The organism is Actinospica durhamensis, assembly GCF_018139695.1.
Lineage (GTDB): Bacteria > Actinomycetota > Actinomycetes > Streptomycetales > Catenulisporaceae > Actinospica > Actinospica durhamensis.
The window spans coordinates 37,505-61,942 of the sequence record NZ_JAGSOG010000007.1 but is presented as its reverse complement, the minus strand read 5'-3'; the positions used below and the strand labels follow the sequence as shown (position 1 = coordinate 61,942).

Below are 24,438 nucleotides of genomic sequence, written 5' to 3'. Positions count from 1 at the left end.
GTAACCAACTAGTCAGTTGACATCCAGCCCGGGCCCTGGAATATTACTAACCAACCGGTTGGTTGAGGCACTGGGAACCGCCTCCGCCGGGGTTGAATCTTCGATCGGTGCAACGCGAGGGAGCGCGGCGCCGATTCCCGCCACACGAAGCCGAAGTCGACGCACGTACCGCGCGAGGTCGTCCGCTCGTCCCCGCACGGAGCCGAACGCACCTACCGTCACGCTCGCCGGACATCCTGGAGTAAGACGTGTCTCTCACCCAATCCCGCACCGCCGTCGAGCCCGGCGGCGCCGCCACCGCGGCCCCCGCCGCCGCACCGGCCGCCGCCGCGCCCTACCCGGCCCGCTGGCGCGCCCTGCCCGTCATCCTCGCGGCCATGTTCATGGCCATGTTCGACTACTTCGTGGTGAACGTCGCCGCCTCCTCGCTCCAGCACGACCTGCACGCCGGACAGGCGGCGATCGAGCTGATCGTGGGCGGCTACGGCTTCGCCTACGCCAGCGGCCTGATCACCGGCGGGCGCCTCGGCGACCTGCACGGACACCGCAGGCTCTTCGCCGTGGGGATGACGCTGTTCGCCATCGCCTCGCTGCTGTGCGGGCTGGCCCCGGACGGCTGGACGCTGGTGGCCTTCCGGGTGCTGCAGGGCGCCACCGCGGCGCTGATGGTGCCTCAGGTGCTCGCGCTGATCAACACCATGTTCCCGGTGCACGAGCGGGCCAAGGCGATGTCCGCGTTCGGCGCCACCATCGGCATCGGCGCGGTGTCCGGCCAGGTGCTCGGCGGCGTGCTGCTCGACGCGAACCTGTTCGGCTGGGGCTGGCGCTCGATCTTCTTCATCAACGTCCCGATCGGCCTGGCCGCGCTGCTGCTGGCGATGCGCTGGCTGCCCAAGACCGAGCCCACGCACAAGCCGAAGCTGGACCCGGTGGGCGCCGTCGGCATCTCGCTGGCCCTCGCGCTGGTGCTGATCCCGGTCACGCTCGGGCGCTCCGAGGGCTGGCCGCTGTGGACGATCGTGTCCATGGTCGCGGCGGTGCCGGTGCTGCTGGCGACGCTGGCCTACGAGCGGCGGCTCGAGGGCCGCGGCGGCCAGCCGGTGCTGGACATGCAGATGGTGCGCGAGCGGGTGTTCGCGGCCGGCATGGTCATCTCCGGCGGCTACCTCGCCTTCTTCGCCGGCTTCATGCTCTGCCTGACCCTGCTGCTGCAGGACGGCCTCGGCCTGAGCCCGCTCAAGGCCGGCCTCTCCTTCGCCCCGCTCGGCGTGGCCTTCGCCACCAGCTCCTTCTTCCTCGCCCGCCGGGTGGCCGACCGGATCGGCAACCGGGTCATCGTGCTCGGCGCCGTGCTGAGCCTGCTCGGCCTCGCCGTGACCTTCCTGGTGCTGCAGGTGCAGGGCGCCCGGGTGAGCGCGGCCGACCTGATCCCGGGCGGGATCCTGGTCGGGCTCGGCAACGGCATGGCGATCCCCTCCATGATCGGCGCGGTGCTCTCCTCCGGCATCGAGCCGCGCAAGGCGGGCATGGCCGCGGGCGTGCTGACGACCGCTCAGCAGTTCGGCAACGCGGTCGGCGCCACCGTGCTCGGCACCATCTTCTTCTCGGTGCTCGGGAACGGCAGCTCGATCGGCTCCTTCGTCACCGCGATGCAGACCTCGGTGGCGGTGGGCCTGGCGATCATCCTCGTCGTCCTCGCCAGCGCGTTCCTGCTGCCGAAGAAGGTCCTGCGAGGCTGAGCTCTGCTACAGTCGGGCCGTGCACAGCGCGCGCGCAGCCCAGCAGCAGTGGTGGTGGCCGGCAACCCCGGCGGACCACTGAGCTCGCGCTGACCAGACTCTCGCGAACCGGCCGCCACCAGGCGGCCGGTTCGCCGTTGTACACGGCGAAACCTCCACCGGCGCCGGGCGGCCCCAGAAGGAAAGGGCACGCCCGATGAACCAGCCGACGCTCCACCTGACCCCGCCCTACGCCCTGATCCGGCGGCACGACGCCGCGGCGGACGAACTCGAGCTGCTGCGCGGGGAGATCGCCGCGTACGAGCGGCTGGCCGAACTGCCGCGGGTCGAGGACGCGGGCGGCGAACTGCTCGCCCTTGTCCCCTACCGGCAGCTGCGCGAACGCGGCGACGCCTGCCACGACGACGGCACGCCGCTGCGCGCCCTGACCGTGCGCTCGCGCGAGGCCGTCCGGGTCTCGCAGCTGCCGTACCCGGACGCCAGGGCGCGGGTGCGCGACGGCGCCTTCGACATCGACGACGACACCTACGCCCGGCAGGTCAAGGCCGTGCTCGACGAGGAGATCGGCGGCGGCGAGGGCTCCAACTTCGTGCTGCGCCGCACCTTCGTCGGCCACTGCGAGGACGTGGAGGCCACCGCGTTCGCGGCGCTGCGGAACCTGCTCGAGCAGGAGCGCAACGCCTACTGGATCTTCCTGGTGCACACCGGGGACGCGCTGCTGGTGGGCGCCACGCCGGAGCGGCACGTCTCGCTGGCGGACGGGGTGTGCACGATGAACCCGATCAGCGGCACGCTGCGCCGGCCGCCGAGCGAGGTCACCCGGGAGGAGCTGCTGGCGTTCCTCGCCGACCCGAAGGAGCGCGACGAGCTCGCGATGGTCGTGGACGAGGAGCTCAAGATGCTCGCCGAGGTCGGCGACCGGGGCGGGGTGATCGACGGGCCGTATCTCAAGGAGATGGCGAACCTGGCGCACACCGAGTACTACATCAGGGCCCACACCACGATGGACGCGCGCGAGGTGCTGCGCGCGACGATGTTCGCCCCGACCGCGACCGGCTCGCCGATCCGCAACGCCTTCCGCGTGATCCGCCGGCACGAGACCGCCGGACGCGGCTACTACGGCGGGGTCGCGGCGCTGATCGGGCGGGACGCGGCGGGGAACCAGACCATGGACGCGCCGCTGCTGCTGCGGGTGGCCTACCTCGATCCGGCGGACGGGTCGGTACGGGTGCCGGTGGGGGCGACGCTGGTGCGCGGCTCCGATCCGTACGGCGAGGTCCAGGAGACGCACGCCAAGGCCGCGGGCGTGCTGCGGGCGTTCGGCGCGCTCGCGGACGCCGCGTCAGCTGCCGCACCGTCACCTGGCGCGGCGGCAGCTGACGGTGCGACACCGGACGCGCCCGCCCCGGCGCCGCGCGTGTGGGCCGCGGATCCGCAGGTGCGCGCCGCGCTCTCGGCCCGCAACGAGCGGCTCTCCCCCGCCTGGGCCGCGTACCACGCGCCGGGCGAGCTGGCCGCGCCGGAACTCGCCGGGCGCAGCGTGCTGATCATCGACAACGAGGACGCGTTCACCTCGATGCTGGCGGTGCAGCTGCGCAGCCTGGGCCTGCTCGTCACCCGGCTGCCCTACGACCAGGTGGAGGACACGGCCGGGCAGGACCTGGTCGTGCTCGGCCCCGGCCCCGGGGACCCGCGCGACCTGCAGAACCCGAAGATGCGGCTCGGGCACGCGTTCGTCCGGCAGCTGACCCGGGCCGGCACCCCGCTGCTGGCCATCTGCCTCGGCCACCAGCTGCTGTGCGCGGTGCTTGGCTTCGAGGTGCACCGCCGGGCCACGCCCAACCAGGGCACCCAGATGCCGATCGGGCTGTTCGGCCGGACCGAGACGGTCGGGTTCTACAACTCCTACGCCGCGCTCGCCCCGGCCGCCCGCGACCTGCCGGCGGGCGTGCTCGTCGCGCACGACGGGCCGGAGATCGCGGCCGTGCGCGGCGAGGGCTTCGCCGGGCTGCAGTTCCATCCCGAGTCGGTGCTCACCATGGACGGCCTCGGCATCCTGCGACGCGAGCTCGACCGGCTGTTCGGCCTGCGGGCCGCCGCCGCGACACCCGCCGTGGCCGCGGCGTCGGTCTGAAGGCTTCGGGACACGGGCGGGAAGACGAACGTCCCCCGCGCTCCGAAGCGGTGCGCGGGGGACGGACGAGGGCTGTGGCAGGCCGTCGGCTTTAGCCGAACAGGACCTTGGCCTCCTCGTAGAGGTCCAGCGGGACCGTCTTGAGCTCGGTGGTCGCGGAGCTCAGCGGCACCCGGACGATGTCCGTGCCCTGCAGCGCGACCATCTTGCCCCAGTCGCCGGCGTGCACCGCGTCGATGGCGTGCAGGCCGAAGCGGGTGGCCAGCCAGCGGTCCCGCGGGGTCGGGGTGCCGCCGCGCTGCACGTGGCCGAGCACCGTGGTGCGCGACTCCTTGCCGGTGCGCTTCTCGATCTCCTGCGCGAGGCGCTCGCCGACGCCGCCGAGGCGGACGTGGCCGAAGGAGTCGAGCTCCTGGTTGACCAGGATCTCGTCACCCTCCTTGGGCGCCGCGCCCTCGGAGACGACCACGATCGGGGCGTACTCGGACTTGAAGCGGGACTCGACCCAGGCGCAGACCTGCTCGATGTCGTACTTCTCCTCCGGGATGAGGATCACGTTCGCGCCGCCGGCCATGCCGGAGTGCAGCGCGATCCAGCCCGCGTGCCGGCCCATGACCTCGACGATGAGCACCCGGTGGTGCGACTCGGCGGTGGTGTGCAGCCGGTCGATGGCCTCGGTGGCGATGGTCACCGCGGTGTCGAAGCCGAAGGTGTAGTCGGTGTTGTTCAGGTCGTTGTCGATGGTCTTGGGCACACCGACGACCTGGACGCCGTGCGTGTGAAGCGCGGTGGCCACGCCCAGGGTGTCCTCGCCGCCGATCGCGACCAGGGCGTCCACGCCGAGGTTGGCCAGGTTCTCCTTGATCCGCTCGACACCGCCCTCGACCTTGATCGGGTTGGTGCGGGACGAGCCCAGGATGGTGCCGCCGCGCGGCAGGATGCCCCGCACGGCCTTGACGTCGAGCGTCCGGGTCAGGCCCTCGAGCGGACCGCGCCAGCCGTCGCGGAAGCCGACGAACTCGTACCCGTACTGCTGGACGCCTTTACGGACCACGGCCCGGATGACCGCGTTGAGACCGGGGCAGTCGCCGCCGCCGGTGAGCACTCCGACGCGCATGTTGGTTCCTTCCGAAATTTCGCACTGGGGAGGCTGTTGCACCGAGCCGCCGCACCGGCCCGCACAGGAAGCCGATCACTGTGGGGAACACGCGAGGTGGGCGCCGTTGCCCGCGGACCGACGCGCGGTCGTAGACCTCGGTACCAAACTTACCGGTTACCGACGGGTTTCCCCTTCCCCTCCCGTATCGCGGACCGGTTACGTGCGCGTGAACACCGTTCGCCGAGCGCGCAGCGGGGAATTTCCAGGGCCCTGTGGATCGTTGGACGAGTGAATAACGACGGGCACGCGTGTACTCTCGTCCCCCCAGACGCCTGAAGGAGACAGCCGATGAACAGCGCCCCTCTCGCGCCGGCCGCCGTACGCACCTCGGTGCGGATCCCGTTGCAGTTCGGCGACGGCTTCCGGGTCGAGGCCCAGGCGTTCACATTCGACGGCCTGGCCGACGGGCAGGAACACCTCGCCCTGGGCCTCGGCGAATACCTCCATACCGGCACGCCGCTGGTCCGGCTGCACTCCGAATGCCTGACCGGCGACGTGTTCGGTTCGGCCCGGTGCGACTGCGGCCCGCAGCTGCGCGACGCGGTGGAGCAGATCGCCCGTGTCGGCGGATACCTGCTGTACCTGCGCCAGGAGGGCCGCGGCATCGGCCTGTACAACAAGCTGGACGCGTACGCGCTGCAGGATCAGGGCCTGAACACCTACGAGGCGAACGAGGCCCTCGGCCTGCCCTCGGACGGCCGTGACTACACCGCCGCCGCGCAGATGCTGAGCACGCTCGGCGCGCGCCGGATCGAGCTGCTGTCCAACAACCCGGACAAGGCCAAGCAGCTCGCCGCGCACGGCATCGAGATCCAGCGCAAGGTGCCCACCGGCGTGTTCGTCACCCCGACGAACCTGCGCTACCTGCAGACCAAGGTGAACGTGACGGGCCACCAGATCCTGCTCGACGGTTCGGCCGTGCCGGCCGCCGCGGCGTAACGGGACGAGCCGGGGCGTGTCAGTCCTCGGAGCGGGCCCGGTCCCCGGTGCGGGACCGGGCCCGCTCCGTGCCCCTGTCCTTCCGGGGGACCGACTTGACCTCGGACTTCACCTCGGAGGCGTACCGGTCCACGTACTCGCGCCCGGTCATCCGCATCAGGGTGGACATGATCTCGTCGGTCACCGCCCGCAGCACGGTGTGCTCCGCGTCGGTGCCGCGCACCGCGTCCCACAGCTCGCCGCCGTAGCGGGAGAAGTCCAGCGCCGGCCCGAAGGTGACGGTGACCCGGTGCACCCGCGGCAGGACGGAGCCGGTGGGCTGCACCCGCTCGGTCCCCTCGATCGCGCAGGGCAGCACCGGGCAGCCGGCCGTGAGCGCGATCCGGGCCGCGCCGGTGCGGCCCTTGAACAGCCGCCCGTCCGGCGAGCGGGTGCCCTCCGGGTAGAGCCCGACGATCTGGCCCTCCTCGAGCAGCCGCAGCGCCGTGTTGAGCGCGGCGTCGGCGGCCCGGGCGCCGGAGCGGTCGATCGGGATCGAGCCGACGCCGCGGAAGAAGCCGGCCGACAGCCGCCCCTTGATCCCGCCGCCGGTGAAGTACTCGGCCTTGGCCAGGAACTTCACCGGGCGGGGGGTGAGCAGAGGCATGAAGATCGAATCGGAGAAAGACTGGTGATTGGCCACCAGCAGCACCGGCCCCTCGGCCGGGATGTGCTCGACCCCCTCGGCCTGCGGGCGGAACACCACGTGTACGGCCGGACCGATCAGACCACGCTTGAGCAACCCGTAGAACACGACTCCCGCTCTCCCTTTAGCCGGTTAGTCTGGAAAGGCAGGTTACTTGAAAGCCAGCGGACCGCCGCCAGCTTGCCCGTATTACTGTACGAAGCAAGGGATCGAGTGGGACGATGCGAGCAGTAGCGCGTGACCCTGGAGGAGCGGGCCGATGAAGGACGCAGCCGTCACCACCGACACCGTTGCCACCACCGACGGGCCCGAGGGCCCGCAGCCGCTGCTGCCGGGCGCCGAGCCATGGAGCGCCGGGCCCGAGGGCCGGGCCGAGATCGGCATCCTGCTGTGCCACGGCTTCACCGGCTCCCCGCACTCGATGCGCCCCTGGGGCGAGTACCTCGCGGCCGCGCACCCCGACTACGCCATCGACCTGCCGCTGCTGCCCGGCCACGGCCGCACCTGGCGCCACCTGCAACGCACCGGCTGGCCGGACTGGTACGGAGCGCTCGAGCAGGCATTGGAGGCCCTGAGCGCCCGCTGCGGCCGCGTCTACCTGATGGGCCTTTCCATGGGCGGCGGCCTCGCGCTGCGCCTGGCCGAGCAGCACCCCGACACGGTGGCCGGCCTGGTGCTGGTCAACCCCTCGGTCACCCGCAACAAGCCGACCGAGGCGCTGCTGCCGGTGATCAGCCGGTTCGTGCCCTCGATCTCCTCGATCGGCTCCGACGTGAAGAAGCCCGGGGTGACCGAGGTCGGCACCGACCGCACCCCGCTCAAGGCCGCGTACTCGCTCAGCCGGTTCTGGCAGGTGGTCGCGGCCGACCTGCCGAAGGTGACCGCCCCGGTGCTGGTGCTGCACTCGGCCGAGGACAACGTGGTGCACCCGCGCAACGCCGCGATGGTGCTGGCCCGGGTCTCCTCGGCCGACAAGGCCGAGGTGGTGCTGCCCGAGAGCTACCACGTGGCCACCCTGGACAACGATGCGGAACTGATCTTCGAGAGCTCCGCGGCCTTCGTGGCCCGGCTGCGGGAGGCGGCGTCATGAGCAACCCGGAGCGCCCCGAGGGCGACCCCACCGGACCCACCGACGCCCAGGCGGAGGCGGTGTGGAACGACCTGGTGGCCGCGTTCCACGACAGCCAGCCACTGGACGGTCCCGCGCCCTGGCCGGAGGCGGAGAACGTGGCCCAGCCGCCCGCCCCGGGCAGCCTCGAGCCCGGCGCCCGGGTGGTGCGCCCGGCCGTGCGCCCGTCCCCGCCGCGTACCGTGGACCCCCGGCTGACCTGGACCTCCGGCGACCTGATCGGCCCGCGCGACGTCCCGGCGGCCGAACCTGCCCCGGACTCCTTCGAGCCGCCCACCCCGCCGCCGCTGCCCACCCTGGACTGGCCCACCCGCGCGGCCTGGCTCGGCGCGCTCGGCGGCCCCGGCTACCTGATGGCCGCCACCATCCTCAACTGGCAGACCCCCGGCTTGGCCGCGGCCGCGTGCGCGCTGGCGGGCCTGTGCGGCTTCGGCTACCTGGTGAGCAAGCTCAAGCCGCACCGCGACGACGATGACGACGACAACTTCGGCGCGGTGGTCTGAGGGCTCGGTCGCCCGAGGGCTCGGCGGTCTGAGGATTCGGCGGTCTGAGGGCTCGGTCTGAGGGCTCGGTGGCTTGGGGGCTCAGCCGGGCAGGTTGAGCTGCCAGGACACGCCGAAGCGGTCCTGGACCCAGCCGAAGCGCCGGCTGAAGCCGTACTCCCCCGGCGCCATGAGCTCCTTGCCGCCCTCGCCCAGCGCCGCGTACAGCCGCTCGAGCTCGGCTTCGTCCGCGCACTGCACGAAGAGCGAGACTGCGGGCGTGAAGGTGAAGGCGTGCGGTGCCGGACTGTCGATGCACATGAACTGCTGCCCGGCGAGCGCGAACGTGGCCTGCCGCACCGTCCCCTCCACGCCGGGGCCGTCCGCGCCGTAGTGGCTGACGGCGACCACCTCCGCATCGTCGAACAGCGACACGTAGAAGGCCATCGCGGCCTCGGCGTCGCCCTCGAACATCAGGAACGTGGTGATCTTCTGCGAGGACGCGATCCGCATGCCCCGTACTCCCTCGGCGCTCCGGCGTTCGGACTCGGCCAGGATAGCCCCACCCCGCCTGCGATCTGACTTCCAGTCACCCGATGGGCACTGAGCGTCGCGCACGACACGCCGAGAAAATCTGTCGGGGGCGAGGTAACTTTCAGCACGCCGAGACGCCGACGGCGGCCTGCCCTGTCGGGAAGGCCGCCGTCGGCTGAAGTCCTGAAGTCCGTGGACCGTCGGGTGCGGGTCTCGGCTACCGGTCGCGGGCCAGGTCGGCCGCGCCGATGATGCCGGCGTCCGGGCCCAGGGTGGCCGTGACCACCTCGGCCAGCGGCCGCTGCCCGGTGGCCGGGGCCACCGTGTGGTAGTGCTCGCGGGCCGGAGCGGCCAGTATCTCGCCGGCCTCGGAGACGCCGCCGCCCAGGATGAACACGCCCGGGTCCAGGATCGCGGTCATGTCCGCCATGGCCTGGCCGATCCAGACCGCGACCTCGGCGAAGCCCTCGAGCGCCACCGGGTCGCCCTCGCGCGCGGCCAGGGTGATGTGCGAGCCCGCGATGCCCTCGGGGGTGCCGTCGCCGAGCGAGAGCAGCAGCTTGGCCTTCTCCGGGTTGCGCGCGGCGCCGGCCTTGACCAGGCGGGTGAGCGCGCTGCCGGAGGCGTACTGCTCCAGGCAGCCGTGCTGGCCGCAGCCGCACAGCAGGCCGCCCGGCTGCACCCGGTAGTGCCCGAGCTCCGCGCCGATGCCGAAGTGGCCGCGCAGCAGCCGGCCGTCGATGATCACACCGCCGCCGACGCCGGTGCCGATGGTCAGCATCACCACGTTGTCCACGCCGTTGCCCGCGCCGAACCTGGCCTCGCCCCAGGCCGCCACGTTCGCGTCGTTCTCCACCACGACCGGCAGGTGCACCAGATCGGCGATCCGGTCCCGCAGCGGCTCGTTGCGCCAGGACATGTTGGCGGCGAACAGCACCGTGGCCCGGTCCGCGCTGACGAAGCCCGCCGCGCCCAGGCCCACCGCCTCGACCTCGTGGTTCTGGCGCACCGTGTTGACCGCCTCGGCGATCGTCGCCGCGACCTGCCCGGAGTCCTTGGGGGTGGCGAGCTTGACCCGCTCGAGGATCCTGCCCTCCTCGTCCACCACGCCGGCCGCGATCTTCGTGCCGCCGATGTCGACGCCGACCGTCAGTGCCATGATCCCCTCACACGCCTCATCGCTCGCTGCCTCATCCCTGTGTCGGGTGTTCCGCGTCACCGTCGGGGGCCTCGTCGTCGAGTACGTCGACCACGTCCGCCGCCTGAGCGGGGTCCTCGGCCCGCGCACCGGGACCGGCCCACACCTGTTCGCTGCCGCGGATCAGCGAACGGACCGCCGAGGCCAGCTCGCCGCCGGCGCTCGACAGGTGCCCGGCCGCCTCCGGGTAGTTGCGCAACAAGGGCTCCACGAACTGCGTCCGAACCGCGTCCCAGAGCTTGCGGGCCTCGTCACCCAACGACTCCGGATCATCCCTCACCGCATGAGCCCGCGTCCAGTCCGTCGCGTCGCCCGGATGCTCCGGCGCGCTCGAGTTCCGCGCGCGCCCCGTGGGCGCGGGCGTGAGCGAGTCGGTCACCGGGATGTCGAACTCGTCGTCGTCGGCACTGCCAGTCATGGTCCTGCTCCCCGATCACTGCGTGGATCCTGCGGGCATTCGGTATGCGCTTCCTCGTGCTCTATCCGTGCCCTGCGTCGGCACGGGCCATGCCCGCTAGGGCGAGGCCGCCGGGGAAGCCGCCGGTGACGGACCCTCGGAATCGGCCGCGGGCCCGTCACCGGACGCGCCGGGCGCGGGGGCGCCGGGGCCGAACCCGGCTCCGGATCCGGACGCCGACCCGGACGCGGGCTCGCCCGCGGGGGCCGGCCACTGCTGCGGATCGGGCACGAAGCGGATCTCCAGGGCCTGATTGCGCAGCACCGCGCCGGCGATCCGGCAGCGGCGCAGCACCGGTTCGAGCCGCAGCGTGCGCCGGTACGGGCCGACCGTGAGCACGATCTCCTCGTCCCGGCGCAGCAGCCCCATGGCGCGGCGGTCCGCGCCCGGCAGCGGCACGCTCAGGACGTATCCGTCCCCGTTCTTGGCCACCGCGGGCTCCGGCGGGTGCCCGGGCGCGCCGAGCCCGTCGGCCTCGCCGTACGCGGCGGCCGCGACCACGGCGAGCTCCTCGAGCCCGAGCGGCTCGCACGGACGGTAGGGCACCTCGTGCCGGGCCACGCCGCCGAAGACCTCGGCCAGCTGGTCCGCGGCGATCTGCTGGGCCGCGACCCAGCCGCGCGACCAGCTGTCCCGGGGTGCCTCGAGCACCTTGCGGTTGACCATCAGCGCGTCGAGGCGCAGTCCGAAAAGGGCCAGGGCGCAGCGGGCCGCGCGCAGCCGGTCAAGGCCGACGATGTCGGGCGTGGCCACCAGGCGCACCGAGCTGAGCTGATGCGCCAACACCTCCTGGACGGCGGCGCACTCCCGCGCCATCCACTCCGTCAGATCCACCAGCGCGGTCTGCGGCAGCGGCAGGCCGGCGAAGGTGGCGAGCATGGGGCGCAGGGCCCGCGCGGCCTGCGTCTGCACCGGCCTGGTGCGCGAGAGCCAGTCGCGGGCGGCCACCGGCAGCGTCAGCAGCCGCACCGCCTGGCCGAGCGGCGGTCCGTCGACCACCACGAGGTCCCAGGCGCCGCCGTCCACCGCGGCCGCGATCTCGGCCAGCGCCAACGGCTCCCCGGCCCCGGGCGGGGCGAGCAGCTCGGCGGCGTCCGGCGGGGTCAGCCCGATCGTCTCCACCAGCGAGCGCACCTTGGCCACGGCCACGGCATACCACTGCTCGAAGGCCGCCTGCGGGGCGAAGGCCTGGGCGTAGAGCAGCCCGTCGACCTGGGTGGGCACCGGACCGACCGGGTGGTCGAGCACGGTGGAGAGGTCCACGCCGTCGCCGTCCGAGCCGAGCGAGCCCAGCGAGAGCAGCAGGGTCCGCATACCGCGCTGGGCGCCGTGCGCGGCGGTGGCGGCGGCCAGCGTGGTCACGCCGCTGCCGCCCTTGCCGGTGAAAAGGACCAGGTTCGTCACGCGCGCGGGGTGCCCCTGGGCGTCGGCCGGGGGCGCGGGGGCCGCCGCGGAGTCGGGGGCGCGGTTATCGGAGGGACTCAACGCGCTTCTTCAAACCGGCCAGGGCCCGGTCGATGATGACCTTCTCCATCTTCGACTTCATCAAGCCGAGCAGGGGGATCTTCGTGTCGACGGCCAGGGTGTACTCGACGGTGGTGCCCGCCCCGTCGGCGGACGGGGTGAGTGTGTAGGCGCCCTCGAGCGCGCGCAGCATGTCGCCCTTGACCAGGCTCCAGCGCACCGCCGTGGCCCCGTCGTAGGTGTAGGCGAGCTCCTGCCGGTCCCGCAGCGCGCCGCCGTCGATGACCAGCAGCGCGCGCCTGGCCCGGCCGGTTTCCGGCTCCGCCTCGAGGACGTCGACCTGCTTGACCTCCCCCGTCCACTCCGGGTAGGCGGGCAGGTCCGCGATCACGGCCATGACCGCGTCGGCGGATGCGCCGATCTCGATCGAGGCCCGGGTGCGGTCCGCCATCGGTTCCCTTCCCAACGCGTCGTTCGTCCAGCCTCCTCAGAGTATCGTGTCGCTCCGGTGCCAGGGCCGGACAGTGGCCCGGAAATCTTCCTCACACACTCTGGCTACCGGCCGGTAATAAGTTGTACCTTCGTGACGCGGGGATTTTCCGCGTCCCGCCCCCGAATTCTTCAGCGCGAGGAGCCTGCACGTGCGCGAGTTCACCGTCGAACCGCTGTACCGGGTGCCCGAGAGGGCGAACCTGACCGACCTGGTCCACAGGAACGCCGCGGAACTGCCCCAGCACGCCGGTCTGGCCCGCAAGGTCGACGGCAGCTGGGTCGACGTCACGTACGCGCAGTTCCTGACCGAGGTGCTCAGCGCGGCCAAGGGCCTGGTGGGGCTCGGCGTCGCGGCCGGCGACCGGGTCGCGATCATGTCGCGCACCAGTTACGAGTGGTCCCTGCTCGACTTCGCCATCTGGGAGGCCGGGGCGATCCCGGTGCCCATCTACGAGACCTCCTCGGCCGAGCAGGTCGCCTGGATCCTCGCGGACTCCGGCGCCAGCGCGGTGTTCACCGAGCTGCCCGCGAACACCGCCGCGGTGGAGGCGGTGCGCGACCAGGCGGGCACGCTCAAGCACATCTGGCAGATCGACCCGGCCGGCACCGACGGCGCGGGCGCGCTGGCGCTCCTGGCGCAGGCGGGCACGGACGTGGCCGACGCGGTGCTCGAGGAGCGCCGCGCCACCCTCGTGCCCGAGTCGGTGGCCACCATCATCTACACCTCGGGCACCACCGGCCGCCCCAAGGGCTGCGTGCTCACCCACGAGAACCTGCTGTTCGAGGCGGGCAACGCGGTGGCGGTGCTGACCCGGATGTTCCGCGGCGAGGACGCCAGCACGCTGCTGTTCCTCCCGCTCGCGCACGTGTTCGCCCGGATCATCCACATCGGCACGCTGATGTCCCGGGCCAAGCTCGCGCACTGCGGCGACACCAAGCAGCTGCTGCCCGAGCTCGCCAGCTTCCGCCCGACCTTCCTGCTGACCATCCCCCGGGTGCTGGAGAAGGTCTACAACTCGGCCAGCCAGAAGGCGCACGCCGAGGGCAAGGGCAAGATCTTCGACGCCGCAGCGGCCACCGCCATCGCCTGGGCCGAGGCCAGGGCGAAGGGGGACGGCAAGGTCCCGCTCGCGCTCAACCTCAAGCACAAGGTGTTCGACCGCCTCGTCTACACCAAGCTGCGCGCCGCCCTGGGCGGGCGCACCACCCACACCATCTCCGGCGGCGCGCCGCTCGGGGAGCGGCTGACCTACTTCTTCGGCGGCATCGGCCTGACCGTGTGCGAGGGCTACGGCCTGACCGAGACCTCCCCGGCCATCGCGGTCAACCCGATCGAGGCGATCAAGCCCGGCACCGTGGGCCTGCCGGTGCCCGGCACCACGATCCGGATCGCCGAGGACGGCGAGATCGAGGCCAAGGGCAAGATGGTCTTCGCCGGCTACTGGCACAACGACGCGGCGACCCAGGAGGTCATGACCGCCGACGGGTTCTTCCGCACCGGCGACCTCGGCGAGCTCGACGCGCAGGGCTACCTGCGGATCACCGGCCGCAAGAAGGAGCTGCTGGTCACCTCCGGCGGCAAGAACGTGGCCCCGGCCGTGCTCGAGGACCGGATCAACGCGCACCCGCTGGTCGCCCAGTCCATGGTCATCGGCGACGCCAAGCCGTACATCAGCGCCCTGATCACGCTCGACCCCGAGTCGCTGCCGCACTGGCTCTCCCAGCACGGCAAGCCGGCCGACACCTCGCTCGAGGCCCTGGTCAAGGACGCGGACCTGCTCGCCGACATCCAGGCCGCAGTCGACGACGCCAACAAGGCGGTCTCCAAGGCCGAGTCGATCCGCAAGTTCGAGGTGCTCCCGGTGGAGTGGAGCATCGACGCCGGGCAGCTGACCCCGAAGCAGTCCATCCGCCGGCACGTGCTCACGGCCGAGTACGCGGCGAAGATCGAGGCGATGTACGCGCGCTGAGGCGCCGTCAGACCGGCGGCGCGGTCGACCCCCGCCGCACGAGCTCGGCCTCCACCGGGATCGTGCGCGGCGGGTCGTCCGGCTCCGCCTCGTCCTGTTCCAGCAGCAGCTCCATGGCCCGGCGCCCGATCTCCTCCAGCGGCAGCCGCACCGTGGTCAGCGTCGGGCTCAGGTCCGCCGCGAACGGGACGTCGTCGAACCCGACCACCGACAGCCGCCGCGGCACGTCCTGCCCGGCCTGGCGCGCGGCCGCGAGCACCCCGGCGGCCATCAGGTCGTTGAGCGCGATCACGGCGGTGATCTCCGGATGGCGCGCCAGCAGGTCGAACGCCGCCCTGCGCCCGCCCTCGCGGGTGAAGTCGGCCTCGACGACCGGCACCGGCTCAGGCGCGTCCGCCGGCAGCCCGGACAGCCGCTCACGCACCGTCAGCAGACCTCCGGGCCCTGACACGACGCCGATCCTGGTGTGCCCCAGCTCGGCCAGATGCCGCACCGCGAGCCGCATCCCGCCCGCGTTCGCGGGCACCACCGCGTCCACCGCGGCCTCCGGCCTCGCGCCGATCGCCACCACCCGCCCGCCCTCGCGCTGGAACGCGTCGATGGCGGCGGCGAGCGGGGCGTTGACCTCCGGATCCGCGCTGCCGCTGCCGGCCAGCAGCACCCCGCGCGCGCCCTGCGCCCGCAGTCTGCTGAGATAGTCGAGCTCGAGCCCGGGATCGCGGAAGGTCGCGGCCAGCATGACCATCACGCCGGAGGCGTGCGCCGCGTGCATCGCGCCGGAGGCGATGGCGGCGAAGTACGGGTCGGTCACCTCGTGCACGATCAGTCCGACGGTGCCGGAGCGGGCCCGGGCCAGGGCCTGGGCGTGCGGGTTCGAGACGTAGCCGAGCCGCTCCGCCGCCGTCTGCACCCGCTCCACCAGCGCCGCGCGCACCTCCCGCCCGCCGGAGTGGTGCAGCACCCGCGACGCCGTCGCCAGCGACACCTCCGCCGCCGCGGCCACCTGCTTGAGCGTCACCGCCCCCGTCACCGGCCGGCTGCGGCCCGCCCCGGCGGCTCCGGCCGCCGCGGCCGCGGGCACGCCCGCACCGGGCGCCGCGACCTGCGCCGCCGCACCCCGCTCCGCCACGGTTCCCGATTCCTCGGCCTCGGCGGCTCTTGACCTCTCCTCGCGCACGCCCCTACCCTACCCGTTGGAAAGCGCTTTCCAAATCAGCGCCCCCACCCCATCCGCGGCGAACCGCGGCGTCCCCGAAAGAAGGCGACATGGCCCGCACCACCCTCGGCATCGTGATGAACGGTGTGACCGGACGCATGGGCTACCGGCAGCACCTGGTCCGCTCGATCCTGGCCCTGCGCGAGCAGGGCGGCCTGCAGCTGGCCGACGGCCGGGTGCTGTGGCCCGAACCGGTCCTGGTCGGGCGCAACGCGGACAAGCTCGAGGCGCTCGCGACCCGGCACGGGCTCGAGCACTTCACCACCGACCTGTCCGCCGCGCTCGCCGACCCGGCCAACCAGATCTACTTCGACGCCCAGCTCACACCGCTGCGCGAGGCGGCCGTGCAGCAGGCGATCGCGGCCGGCAAGCACATCTACGTGGAGAAGCCCACCGCGTCCTCGCTGGCCGGCGCGCTCGAGCTGGCCCGCTCGGCCGACGCGGCGGGGGTCAAGCACGGCGTGGTGCAGGACAAGCTCTTCCTGCCTGGCCTGCTCAAGCTCAAGCGCCTGGTCGACGCGGGCTTCTTCGGCCGGATCCTGTCGGTGCGCGGCGAGTTCGGCTACTGGGTCTTCGAGGGCGACTGGCAGAGCGCCCAGCGCCCGTCCTGGAACTACCGCAGCGCGGACGGCGGCGGCATCGTGCTCGACATGTTCCCGCACTGGCAGTACGTGCTCGAACACATCATCGCGCCGGTGCGCTCGGTCTACGCGCAGATCGCCACGCACATCCCCGAGCGCTGGGACGAACTCGGCAAGCCGTACCAGGCCACGGCCGACGACGCGGCGTACGGCGTGTTCGAGCTCGACGGCGGCATCGTCGCGCAGATCAACTCCTCCTGGGCGGTGCGCGTGCACCGGGAGGAGCTGGTGGAGTTCCAGATCGACGGCACCCACGGCAGCGCCGTGGCCGGGCTGCGCGAGTGCCGCTTCCAGAGCCGCGCGGGCACGCCGAAGCCGGTGTGGAACCCGGACATCCCGAACACCGAGCCCTTCCGCGCGCAGTGGCAGCAGGTGCCGGACAACGGCGAGTTCGACAACGGATTCAAGCTGCAGTGGGAGCGGTTCCTGCAGTACGTCGCCGACGAGCGCCCGGACGCCGCGTTCGCGCACGACCTGTGGGCCGGCGCGAAGGGCGTGCAGCTGGCGGAGCTGGGCCTGGCCTCGGCCGCCGAGGGCCGCCGGATCGCCGTGCCCGAGCTGGGCCGGGGCGCCTGATGGCCTCCTCCCGCACCGTCTTCGCCGCCGCGCACGTCGTGGCCGATCCGGCGGCCGACCAGCGCCCCGGCGCACCCGCGGCGCTCGACTGGGACGCGACCCTCGCGTTCCGCCACCGGCTGTGGTCCCTCGGCCTCGGCGTGGCCGACGCGATGGACACCGCCCAGCGCGGCATGGGCCTGGACTGGGCCGCCACCAAGGAGCTGATCAAGCGTTCGGGCGCCGAGGCCGAGTCGGTGGGCGGGCTGCTGTGCTGCGGAGTCGGCACGGACCAGCTGCCCGCGACGCCGGACGGCGCGGCGTTTTCGCTCACTGAGATCGGTGACGCGTACGAGGAGCAGCTCGACCTGGTCGAGGGCGCGGGCGCGCAGCCGGTGGTCATGTGCAGCCGCGCGCTGGCCGCCGGCGCGCGCGGTGCCGAGGACTACGCGGCGGTCTACGCCCGGGTGCTCGCCCGGGCGCAGCGGCCGGTGATCCTGCACTGGCTCGGCGACATGTTCGATCCGGCGCTGCGCGGCTACTGGGGCAGCGCGGACCTCGACGAGGCGGCCGAGGCCGTGCTTGGCGTCATCCGCGAGCACGCCGGCCGGATCGAGGGCATCAAGGTCTCGCTGCTGGACGCGGACCGCGAGGTCGCGCTGCGCCGGGCGCTGCCGGAGGGCGTGCGGCTCTACACCGGCGACGACTTCAACTTCCCCGAGCTGATCGCGGGCGACGAGCAGGGCTTCAGCCACGCGCTGCTCGGCGTGTTCGACCCGCTGGCCGCCCAGGCCGCCGCGGCCCTGGCCCGCCTCGACGCGGGCGACGTGGCCGGGTTCCGCGCCGTACTCGACCCGCTGGTCCCGCTGGCGCGGCAGATCTTCGCCGCGCCGACCCCGTACTACAAGACCGGGGTGGTGTTCCTGGCGTACCTGTCGGGGTATCAGGAGCACTTCCGGATGGTCGGCGGATTCGAGTCGGCCCGGGACGCGGCGCACCTGCGCACGCTCTTCGCGCTGGCCGAGCAGGGCGGGATCTTCCCCGACCCGCAGCTCGCGCAGCGCCGCCTGGCCGACCTGGGGCTCGGCGGAATCAATGGATTGAAGAAGGAGGGGACCGGTGACTGAGCGGCTGGCACTGAACCAGTGGACCACGAAGGGCTGGTCGCTGGCCGAGGCCGTCGAAGGCTGCGTGAGCGCGGGTGTGGCGGGCATCGGGCTGTGGCGGGACAAGGTCGCGGAGCACGGCTTGGACGAGGCCGCGCGCCTGCTGCGCGAGTCCGGCCTGACCGTGACCAGCCTGTGCCGCGGCGGCTTCTTCACCGCGCCGGACTGGAAGGCCGAGAACGAGGCGGCCGTGGACGAGTGCGTCGCCCTCGGCACGGACGTTCTCGTTCTCGTGGCGGGCGGATTGCCGCAGGGTGGCAAGGATCTCACGGCGGCGCGCCGGGCGGTGGCGGACGGGATCACCACTCTGGCCCCGTACGCACGCGAGCGCAACGTCAAGCTCGCGATCGAGCCGCTGCACCCGATGTTCTGCGCCGACCGGGCCGTCGTCTCGACCCTCGGCCAGGCCCTCGACCTCGCCGAGGAGGCCGAGCGGCGGAGCGGCTGCGAGAACGTCGGGGTGTGCGTGGACACCTACCACATCTGGTGGGATCCGCAGGTGTTCGGGCAGATCGAGCGGGCCGGGGCGCAGCGGCGGATCCACGCCTTCCAGGTCTGCGACTTCCTCGTCCCGATCCCGGCCGACGCGCTGCTCGGGCGCGGGCACGTGGGTGACGGTGTGATCGACATACCGGCGTTCGTGCGCGCCGTGCGGGCCACCGGATACGACGGATTCACCGAAGTGGAGATCTTCAACCAGGACGTCTGGGACACCCCGGGTGAGCGGACGCTGCGAACCGTGATAGACCGACATGAGCAGCTGATGCGGGCGTCGGCCGAGGCACCCGCGTCGGCGACGACCCTTCGCGGATGAACGATGGGCGGAGGCGAGCCGAGGTGGACGGCGAGATATCGCGGATCCTGGTCTTCACGAAGACCACGGGCTACCGGCACGATTCGATCCCGGCCGGGGTCGAGGCGTTCGAGCGGCTCGGTCTCGAGCACGGATTCGCGGTCGAGGCGAGCGAGGGCGTGCACGCGTTCCGCAAGGGTCGGCTGGCGCGCTACGACGCGGTCGTGTTCCTGTCCACCAGCGGCGAGGTGCTCGACGACGAGGGCCGCGAAGCGCTGGTGGCGTACATGGACGGCGGCGGCAGCTGGCTCGGCGTGCACGGCGCGTCCACCACGGAGTACGACTGGCCGTACTTCGGCGAGCTGGTGGGCGCCTGGTTCGACCAGCACCCGGCCGTCCAGCCGGCGGTGATGCGGGTCGAGGACGACACGCATCCGGCCACCGCGCATCTGGGCACCAGCTGGGCCAGGACGGACGAGTGGTACTCCTTCCGCCGCAATCCGCGCGCCGACGTACGGGTGCTGCTGTCGGTGGACGAGGCGGGCTACGAGGGCGGCACGATGGGCCCGGACCACCCGATCGCCTGGTGCCGGGACTTCGGCGGCGGACGCTCCTTCTACACCGCGCTCGGCCACGCCGACGAGGCCTACCTCGACGTGCCGTTCCAGCAGCACCTGCTCGGCGCGCTGAACTGGCTGGGCGTCAGCACCGGCGGCGCCCGGCCGCTGGAGGACGGGCAGGCCCAGCGGTTCTGAGCCGACGGGCTCCGGTCAGCGGCCGGCTCTGCGCTGGCGCGCGGCCTCGTAGAGCACCACACTCGCCGCGTTCGCCGCGTTGAGCGAGCTGGCCGCGCCCCCGATGGGGATGCGCACCAGGCTGTCGCAGGCCTCGCGCCAGGCCTGGCTCAGGCCGCTGGTCTCGTTGCCGATCGCCAGCAGGGTCGGGCCGGTGAGGTCGAATTCGCCGATGTCGGCCTCGCCGTGCTCGTCCGTGCCCACCAGGCGGATCGGCGTGCCCTGCCCGCGGTGGAAGGCGACCCAGTCGAGCACCTCGGCGCTCGAGGGCACCCGGACCGTGGGCAGCGCGAACAGCGAGCCCGTACTCGCCCGCACGCACTTGGGGTCGTACGGGTCGGCCGCGTGGCCGGAGACGAGCACGCCGTGGGCCCCGAAGGCGTCCGCGGAGCGGATGATCGAGCCCAGATTCCCCGGGCTGGTCGGGCGGTCGAAGACGAGGCCGAGGAAGGCCTCCTCGACGGGCGGCTCGATCCGGCCGAGGTCGTCCGGGGGCGTGGCGAGTACGGCGAGAAGCTCCGGCGGCGCGGACTCCTTCTCGCCGAGCTCGGCCATCAGCTCCCCGGCCATGCCGTACTGCGGCGCCCGGCTCGCCCGCAGGGTGTCGGCGGCCCAGCGGCTGAGCGGGCGGTCCAGATCGAAGATCAGCGCCTCCACCGGCCAGCGGTAGCGCAGCGCGAGCGTGAGCGGCCGTACCCCCTGAACCAGGAACCGTCCGGTCCGGTGCCGCTTCGCCCGGTTGCCGAGCAGCGCCTCCCACTGCTGGAAGGTGGCGTTGCGCGTCGTGATCCTCTCCATGGCCACGAGCCTATCGGGCCGGAAGATCCCGGCCGACGCCCCGGGCTCGGCCGAAGTGGCGGGGATCGGATCGGCCGCCCGGCTGCCCGCCCCTCAGAGCCCGAGCAGGTCCTGGAACTTCCGCTGCACCAGCGGCCAGCGCCACTCGCGCTCGACCCACTCGCGCCCGGCCTTGCCCATGCGCTCGGCCTTGGCCGGGTCGGCGAGCAGTTCGGCGACGCGCTCGGCGGTGGAGCGGACGGCGTCCGGACCGCCGCCGGGCACGACGTAGCCGGTCTCGCCGTCGAGCACCGCGTCCGGGGCGCCGCCGGAGTCGCCGCCGACCACGGCCATGCCGAGCGCGGCCGCCTCCAGGTAGACGATGCCGAGGCCCTCGATGTCGAGGCCGCCGCGGCGGGTGCGGCACGGCATCGCGAACACGTCGCCGGCCGCGTAGAGGCGGGGCAGCTCGGCCCAGGAGACCGGGCCGCTGAAGACCACGTCGCGCTCCACGCCCGTCTCCCTGACGAGGCGCTCGAGTTCACCGCGGTAGGGGCCGCCGCTGCCGATCAGCAGGGCGGCGTCCGGGACGAGCTTGCGGATCAGTGGCAGGGCCTTGATCAAGGTGTCCTGGCCCTTGCGCGGCACGAGCCGGGAGACGCACACGACGGTGGGGCGGTCGGCCAGGCCGAAGCCGCGGCGCAGCTCGAGCGTCTCAGGCTCGTTGCGCACGCCCAGGTGGAAGGCGTCGACGTCGACGCCCGGATGCAGCTGGGTCATCCGCGCCCGGGCCGCGGGGCTGAGCACGTCGCCGACCTCGCGGTGGTAGTACTCGGTCAGATAGGTGACCACGTCCACGCCCTCGCCGATGCGCCGCAGCAGCCGGCGGGCGACGGGCAGCTGGGCCCAGCCGGCCTCGTGCCCGTGCGTGGTCGCGACCAGGCGCTGCACCCCGGCGCCGCGCCGCAGGGCCGGGGCCATCAGGGCCAGCGGGGCGGCCGCGCCGAACCACACGCGGTCGCAACCCTCGGCCTTGGCGAGATCCACCGCTCGGCGTACCCGCACCGGGTCGGGGATCATCATCGTGGTTTTGTCACGGACCGTCAGATACGGCTTGTCACGGTCGTACCGGGCGCACTCCTCGACGTGTCCGCGCCAGGTCGAGGCGTACACGACCACGTCCGAAGGGGTGAATCCATCCACCATCGCTTGGACGAATGCCTGGATACCGCCGGGACGCGGGGGGTAGTCGTTGGTCACGACGAGGGTGCGGGCCATGGGACCACGATCTCAGATCCGCCCCGCGATGCCCGAACCCGACCTAGAGACAGGCGGCACGATGACCCTCCGGGGCATGCTCACTCCCGCGCGGCTGCGCTCGGCGGCGCTGCCCGCGGCGTGCTGGGTGTGGACCAGGGGCGTGCTGATGATGTTCGTCTACAGCGTGGTCCCGTACATCTCGCACGGCGACATCATCGGCGACGTCAAGCTCTACAACCGGTGGTCGCAGATCTTCGCCCAGGGCAGGTTCCCGCAGCATGACCCGACCTGGCAGTACCCTCCCGGCGCGGGCGTCGTGATCGCGGTGCCGCGGCTGATCCGCTCGGTCACCGGGATGAGCTACTACAGCGCCTTCTACACCCTCGCCCTGGTCTCGGACCTGACCGTGTTCCTGCTGGTGCTCTACCGCTGCTGGCGCACGGCCGAGGAGACCGGGCACGAGCGGGCCGACTACCTGGGCGCGTACGTGTACGTGGCAGCGATCTTCATGCTCGGCCCGATCGTGTTCGGCCGGTACGACATCGCCGTGACGATGATCGCCTCGGTCGGGCTCGCGGTGGCGCTGCGCACGGCGGTGTGGACCTGGCGGGTGCGCGGCCTGGCGATCGGGCTCGGCACGATCGTCAAGGTCTGGCCGATCGCGTTGGTCTTCGGGCTGCCCCGGGGCCCGAGCGGGCGGCGCGCCGTGACCTGGGCCGTGATCGGCGGCGCGGTGCCGACGCTCATCCTGATCCTGGTCCTGCCGGGGGCGCTGGGCTTCCTGTCCCAGGAGCACGACCGGGGCCTGGAGGTCGAGTCGGTGCTCGCGACGCCGTTCCTGTTGGCCCGCCACCTGGGCTACCACGGCGTGATCAAGAACCGCTACGGCTCCTTCGAGATCCTCGGCCCCGGCATCGGCTCGATCTCCAGGTTCTGCGAACTGCTCACGCTGCTGGGCTTCTGCTGGCTGCTGTGGTGGCGCCGGCGGGCCCGGCTGACCCCGCAGCGCTGGAGCGAGGGCGTCTACTACGACGCGGCCCTGGTCGCGGTGCTGATCTCGATCATCACCAGCCGGGTGCTCAGCCCGCAGTACCTGGTCTGGATCTGCGGCCTGGTCGCGCTCTGCCTTGCCCTGACGCCGCTGCCGCGCGGAGGCACCGTGCTGGCCGGGCCGTGCTGGCTGCTGATGGCCACGATCTCGATCACCCAGCTCGAGTTCCCGCTGATGTTCCCCCGGCTGCTCAAGGGCAACAGCACCGCGGCGATCATCCTGACCTGCCGCAACTCCATGCTCGTGATCGCCACGGTGTGGGCCGGCTATCTGCTCTGGCGTACCTATGCGCTGCCCAAGGGGCAGGCGGCGACGGCCGTGGCGGACGACGTCGCCGATCGCCCGGATTTCGCCGTGGACGAGGTGGAGCGGGCGCACGTCGGCATCGCGGCGGACGCACCGGCCGCGGCCGAGGCACCGGGCCCGGCGGGCGACGGCGCGGAGCCGGCCACCGGAACGGCCACCGGGCCCGCCGCCGAGGCGAGTAGCGCGCGGGAGGCCGACGTCGATGTCGAGACGAACGGCCCGACCCCCGGCACGAGCGATCCGGACACCGGGTTCAGTTCCCGTCCGGCCGCACAATCTTGCTGATCGGCATGGCCCGCAGCGCGGCGAACTGCACCTCGGAACCGGGCCGCGGCGCGTGGATGACCAGGCCGTGCCCGACGTACATGCCGACGTGGGTGCGCCCGGCGAAGTAGATCACCAGGTCTCCCGGCCGGATCCCGCTCAGCGGCACCGGCGGGCCGATCGAGGCCTGTTCCTGCGAGGTCCGCGGCAGCATCACCCCGGCCTTGGCCCAGACGTGCTGCATCAGCCCGGAACAGTCGAAGCCGTACGGTCCGACCGCGCCCCAGACGTAGGGCTTGCCCAACTCGGCGTACGCGGCGCTGATGGCCCGTTGGGCCCGGCCCGCGTCGATGTCCGCCTGCCCGCCGGACCCGGCCACGGCCGTGTTCACCGCGGCGAGCAGGGCGCCGAGCGAGGGCGGGTGGACGGACTGGGCGGTGCCGAAGCCGTCGCCGCCCTCCCCCTCGGCCAGTGCCTCGGCGACCACGTGCCGGTCGGCGAAGCCGAGGGAGTCGAGCTGGGCGCGCGCCTGGGCGAGTTCGGCCTCGATCGTCGCACGCTGCTCTACCAGCGCCGCGTGCGCCTGCTGAAGGTTCGCCAGTTCGGTCTGGCCGAGCGCGCGCAGCGAGGTGAGCTGGGCCTGGAGCACCCGCGCGGACTGCACCTGCTGGGCGTCGAGCGCGGCCACCCGGTCGTTGAGCACGGCGCGCTGGAGATAGAGGTCGGGGTGGGTGGCGAACAGCAGGGTCAGCGACGAGGTGTCGCCGACGTCGCGGTACTGCTCGGCCGCCAGCCGACCGAGCCCGCCGCTCAGCCGGGCGAGCAGGCTCTGTGCCGCCGCGCTCTGGCCGGACTCGGCCGCGACCGCGGCCTGGAGCCGGCCGATGCTCTCCTGGTCGGCGTCGTACTGCTGGGTGAGGGCCTCAGCCTGCTGATACAGGTCGGCGATGTGCTGCTCGGCGGCGAGCCGGGGATCGGCCGAGAATCCCGCGGTGGCCGTGCCCGGCGCCGGCGCGGCGTTCCCCACGGCGGGAACGAGGCCGATGGCGGCGCAGGCGACCGCGGTGACCGAGGCGGCCGGGACCCCACGCCGCAGCACGACGCTGTGCGCGGCGCGGTGTCGCGGAACTTGCGCGTGCGACGCCAAGGCGGCGTCACCCCTCTCGAGCGGGCTGGGACACATCCTGCGCGTCCCGACGGCAGTCGTAGAACGCAGCGCAAGCTATCGGTCAC

Annotated in this window: 22 protein-coding genes; 11 read left to right on the top strand and 11 right to left on the bottom strand. The window is 72.7% G+C overall.

Going from position 1 to position 24,438, the window contains the following annotated elements:
- The first annotated feature begins 248 nt into the window (after positions 1–248).
- Positions 249–1,739 (top strand): MFS transporter, encoded by a 1,491-nt coding sequence (locus KDL01_RS02890; RefSeq protein WP_307846036.1) that lies wholly within the window; start codon positions 249–251, stop codon positions 1,737–1,739.
- A gap of 196 nt (positions 1,740–1,935) precedes the next feature.
- On the top strand, positions 1,936–3,873 hold the full coding sequence (locus KDL01_RS02885; protein WP_212526721.1) for an anthranilate synthase family protein: 1,938 nt from the start codon (positions 1,936–1,938) through the stop codon (positions 3,871–3,873).
- 91 nt (positions 3,874–3,964) lie between these two features.
- Here the strand turns inward: KDL01_RS02885 and KDL01_RS02880 are convergent, their stop codons facing one another.
- Positions 3,965–4,990: a 6-phosphofructokinase gene (locus KDL01_RS02880; protein ID WP_212526720.1), complete on the bottom strand. Its 1,026-nt coding sequence runs from the start codon at positions 4,988–4,990 to the stop codon at positions 3,965–3,967.
- Between the two features lie 330 nt (positions 4,991–5,320).
- Here KDL01_RS02880 and KDL01_RS02875 point away from each other — a divergent pair, with 330 nt between their 5' ends.
- Positions 5,321–5,971: a GTP cyclohydrolase II gene (locus tag KDL01_RS02875; protein WP_212526719.1), complete on the top strand. Its 651-nt coding sequence runs from the start codon at positions 5,321–5,323 to the stop codon at positions 5,969–5,971.
- A 19-nt stretch (positions 5,972–5,990) separates the two neighbouring features.
- Here KDL01_RS02875 and KDL01_RS02870 read toward each other — a convergent pair whose 3' ends face one another.
- Complete coding sequence (locus tag KDL01_RS02870; RefSeq protein ID WP_212526718.1) at positions 5,991–6,764, bottom strand: lysophospholipid acyltransferase family protein; 774 nt, start codon at positions 6,762–6,764, stop codon at positions 5,991–5,993.
- Positions 6,765–6,915: 151 nt separating this feature from the next.
- Here KDL01_RS02870 and KDL01_RS02865 point away from each other — a divergent pair, with 151 nt between their 5' ends.
- Positions 6,916–7,746 (top strand): alpha/beta hydrolase, encoded by an 831-nt coding sequence (locus KDL01_RS02865; RefSeq protein ID WP_212526717.1) that lies wholly within the window; start codon positions 6,916–6,918, stop codon positions 7,744–7,746.
- Positions 7,743–8,288 carry a hypothetical protein gene (locus KDL01_RS02860; RefSeq protein WP_212526716.1) on the top strand — a complete coding sequence of 182 codons (546 nt, stop codon included), beginning with the start codon at positions 7,743–7,745 and terminating at the stop codon, positions 8,286–8,288. The genes KDL01_RS02865 and KDL01_RS02860 overlap by 4 nt, the downstream gene beginning before the upstream one ends.
- A gap of 81 nt (positions 8,289–8,369) precedes the next feature.
- Here KDL01_RS02860 and KDL01_RS02855 read toward each other — a convergent pair whose 3' ends face one another.
- From KDL01_RS02855 to KDL01_RS02835, 5 genes are all read right to left on the bottom strand, one after another.
- Positions 8,370–8,780, bottom strand: a complete 411-nt coding sequence (locus KDL01_RS02855) for a VOC family protein (protein ID WP_212526715.1) — start codon at positions 8,778–8,780, stop codon at positions 8,370–8,372.
- Positions 8,781–9,018: 238 nt separating this feature from the next.
- Positions 9,019–9,960 carry an ROK family glucokinase gene (locus KDL01_RS02850; RefSeq protein WP_212526714.1) on the bottom strand — a complete coding sequence of 314 codons (942 nt, stop codon included), beginning with the start codon at positions 9,958–9,960 and terminating at the stop codon, positions 9,019–9,021.
- A 31-nt stretch (positions 9,961–9,991) separates the two neighbouring features.
- Entirely contained in the window at positions 9,992–10,417 is a 426-nt protein-coding gene (locus KDL01_RS02845) for a DUF5304 family protein (RefSeq protein WP_212526713.1), read from the bottom strand.
- Between the two features lie 96 nt (positions 10,418–10,513).
- The gene (locus tag KDL01_RS02840; protein ID WP_212526712.1) at positions 10,514–11,941 is read right to left on the bottom strand and encodes an ArsA family ATPase; all 1,428 of its coding nucleotides are present in this window, start codon (positions 11,939–11,941) and stop codon (positions 10,514–10,516) included.
- Positions 11,925–12,371: an SRPBCC family protein gene (locus KDL01_RS02835; RefSeq protein ID WP_212526711.1), complete on the bottom strand. Its 447-nt coding sequence runs from the start codon at positions 12,369–12,371 to the stop codon at positions 11,925–11,927. Before KDL01_RS02835 ends, KDL01_RS02840 begins: the two co-directional genes overlap by 17 nt.
- Positions 12,372–12,561: 190 nt before the next feature.
- Here KDL01_RS02835 and KDL01_RS02830 point away from each other — a divergent pair, with 190 nt between their 5' ends.
- The gene (locus tag KDL01_RS02830) at positions 12,562–14,382 is read left to right on the top strand and encodes an AMP-dependent synthetase/ligase (protein ID WP_212526710.1); all 1,821 of its coding nucleotides are present in this window, start codon (positions 12,562–12,564) and stop codon (positions 14,380–14,382) included.
- Positions 14,383–14,389: 7 nt separating this feature from the next.
- On the opposite strand, the gene KDL01_RS02825 is transcribed toward KDL01_RS02830, so the two are convergent.
- The gene (locus tag KDL01_RS02825; RefSeq protein ID WP_212526709.1) at positions 14,390–15,511 is read right to left on the bottom strand and encodes a LacI family DNA-binding transcriptional regulator; all 1,122 of its coding nucleotides are present in this window, start codon (positions 15,509–15,511) and stop codon (positions 14,390–14,392) included.
- A gap of 137 nt (positions 15,512–15,648) precedes the next feature.
- On the opposite strand from KDL01_RS02825, the gene KDL01_RS02820 reads away from it, so the two are divergent.
- Genes KDL01_RS02820 through KDL01_RS02805 form a run of 4 tightly spaced genes read left to right on the top strand, consistent with a single transcriptional unit; the run spans position 15,649 to position 19,508 of the window.
- Positions 15,649–16,815 (top strand): Gfo/Idh/MocA family protein, encoded by a 1,167-nt coding sequence (locus KDL01_RS02820; RefSeq protein WP_212526708.1) that lies wholly within the window; start codon positions 15,649–15,651, stop codon positions 16,813–16,815.
- The gene (locus tag KDL01_RS02815; RefSeq protein ID WP_212526707.1) at positions 16,815–17,921 is read left to right on the top strand and encodes a dihydrodipicolinate synthase family protein; all 1,107 of its coding nucleotides are present in this window, start codon (positions 16,815–16,817) and stop codon (positions 17,919–17,921) included. Before KDL01_RS02820 ends, KDL01_RS02815 begins: the two co-directional genes overlap by 1 nt.
- Complete coding sequence (locus KDL01_RS02810) at positions 17,914–18,774, top strand: sugar phosphate isomerase/epimerase family protein (RefSeq protein ID WP_212526706.1); 861 nt, start codon at positions 17,914–17,916, stop codon at positions 18,772–18,774. Before KDL01_RS02815 ends, KDL01_RS02810 begins: the two co-directional genes overlap by 8 nt.
- Positions 18,771–19,508 carry a ThuA domain-containing protein gene (locus KDL01_RS02805; protein ID WP_212526705.1) on the top strand — a complete coding sequence of 246 codons (738 nt, stop codon included), beginning with the start codon at positions 18,771–18,773 and terminating at the stop codon, positions 19,506–19,508. Before KDL01_RS02810 ends, KDL01_RS02805 begins: the two co-directional genes overlap by 4 nt.
- Before the next feature lie 15 nt (positions 19,509–19,523).
- Here KDL01_RS02805 and KDL01_RS02800 read toward each other — a convergent pair whose 3' ends face one another.
- Positions 19,524–20,345: a TrmH family RNA methyltransferase gene (locus tag KDL01_RS02800; RefSeq protein ID WP_212526704.1), complete on the bottom strand. Its 822-nt coding sequence runs from the start codon at positions 20,343–20,345 to the stop codon at positions 19,524–19,526.
- Positions 20,346–20,438: 93 nt separating this feature from the next.
- Entirely contained in the window at positions 20,439–21,602 is a 1,164-nt protein-coding gene (locus KDL01_RS02795) for a glycosyltransferase family 4 protein (protein WP_212526703.1), read from the bottom strand.
- Positions 21,603–21,678: 76 nt separating this feature from the next.
- Between KDL01_RS02795 and KDL01_RS02790 the strand changes: the two genes are divergently transcribed.
- Positions 21,679–23,226: a glycosyltransferase 87 family protein gene (locus KDL01_RS02790; protein ID WP_212526702.1), complete on the top strand. Its 1,548-nt coding sequence runs from the start codon at positions 21,679–21,681 to the stop codon at positions 23,224–23,226.
- Here KDL01_RS02790 and KDL01_RS02785 read toward each other — a convergent pair.
- Positions 23,195–24,352: a C40 family peptidase gene (locus KDL01_RS02785; RefSeq protein ID WP_212526701.1), complete on the bottom strand. Its 1,158-nt coding sequence runs from the start codon at positions 24,350–24,352 to the stop codon at positions 23,195–23,197. The two genes, KDL01_RS02790 and KDL01_RS02785, sit on opposite strands and share 32 nt — an antisense overlap.
- Positions 24,353–24,438 lie beyond the last annotated feature (86 nt).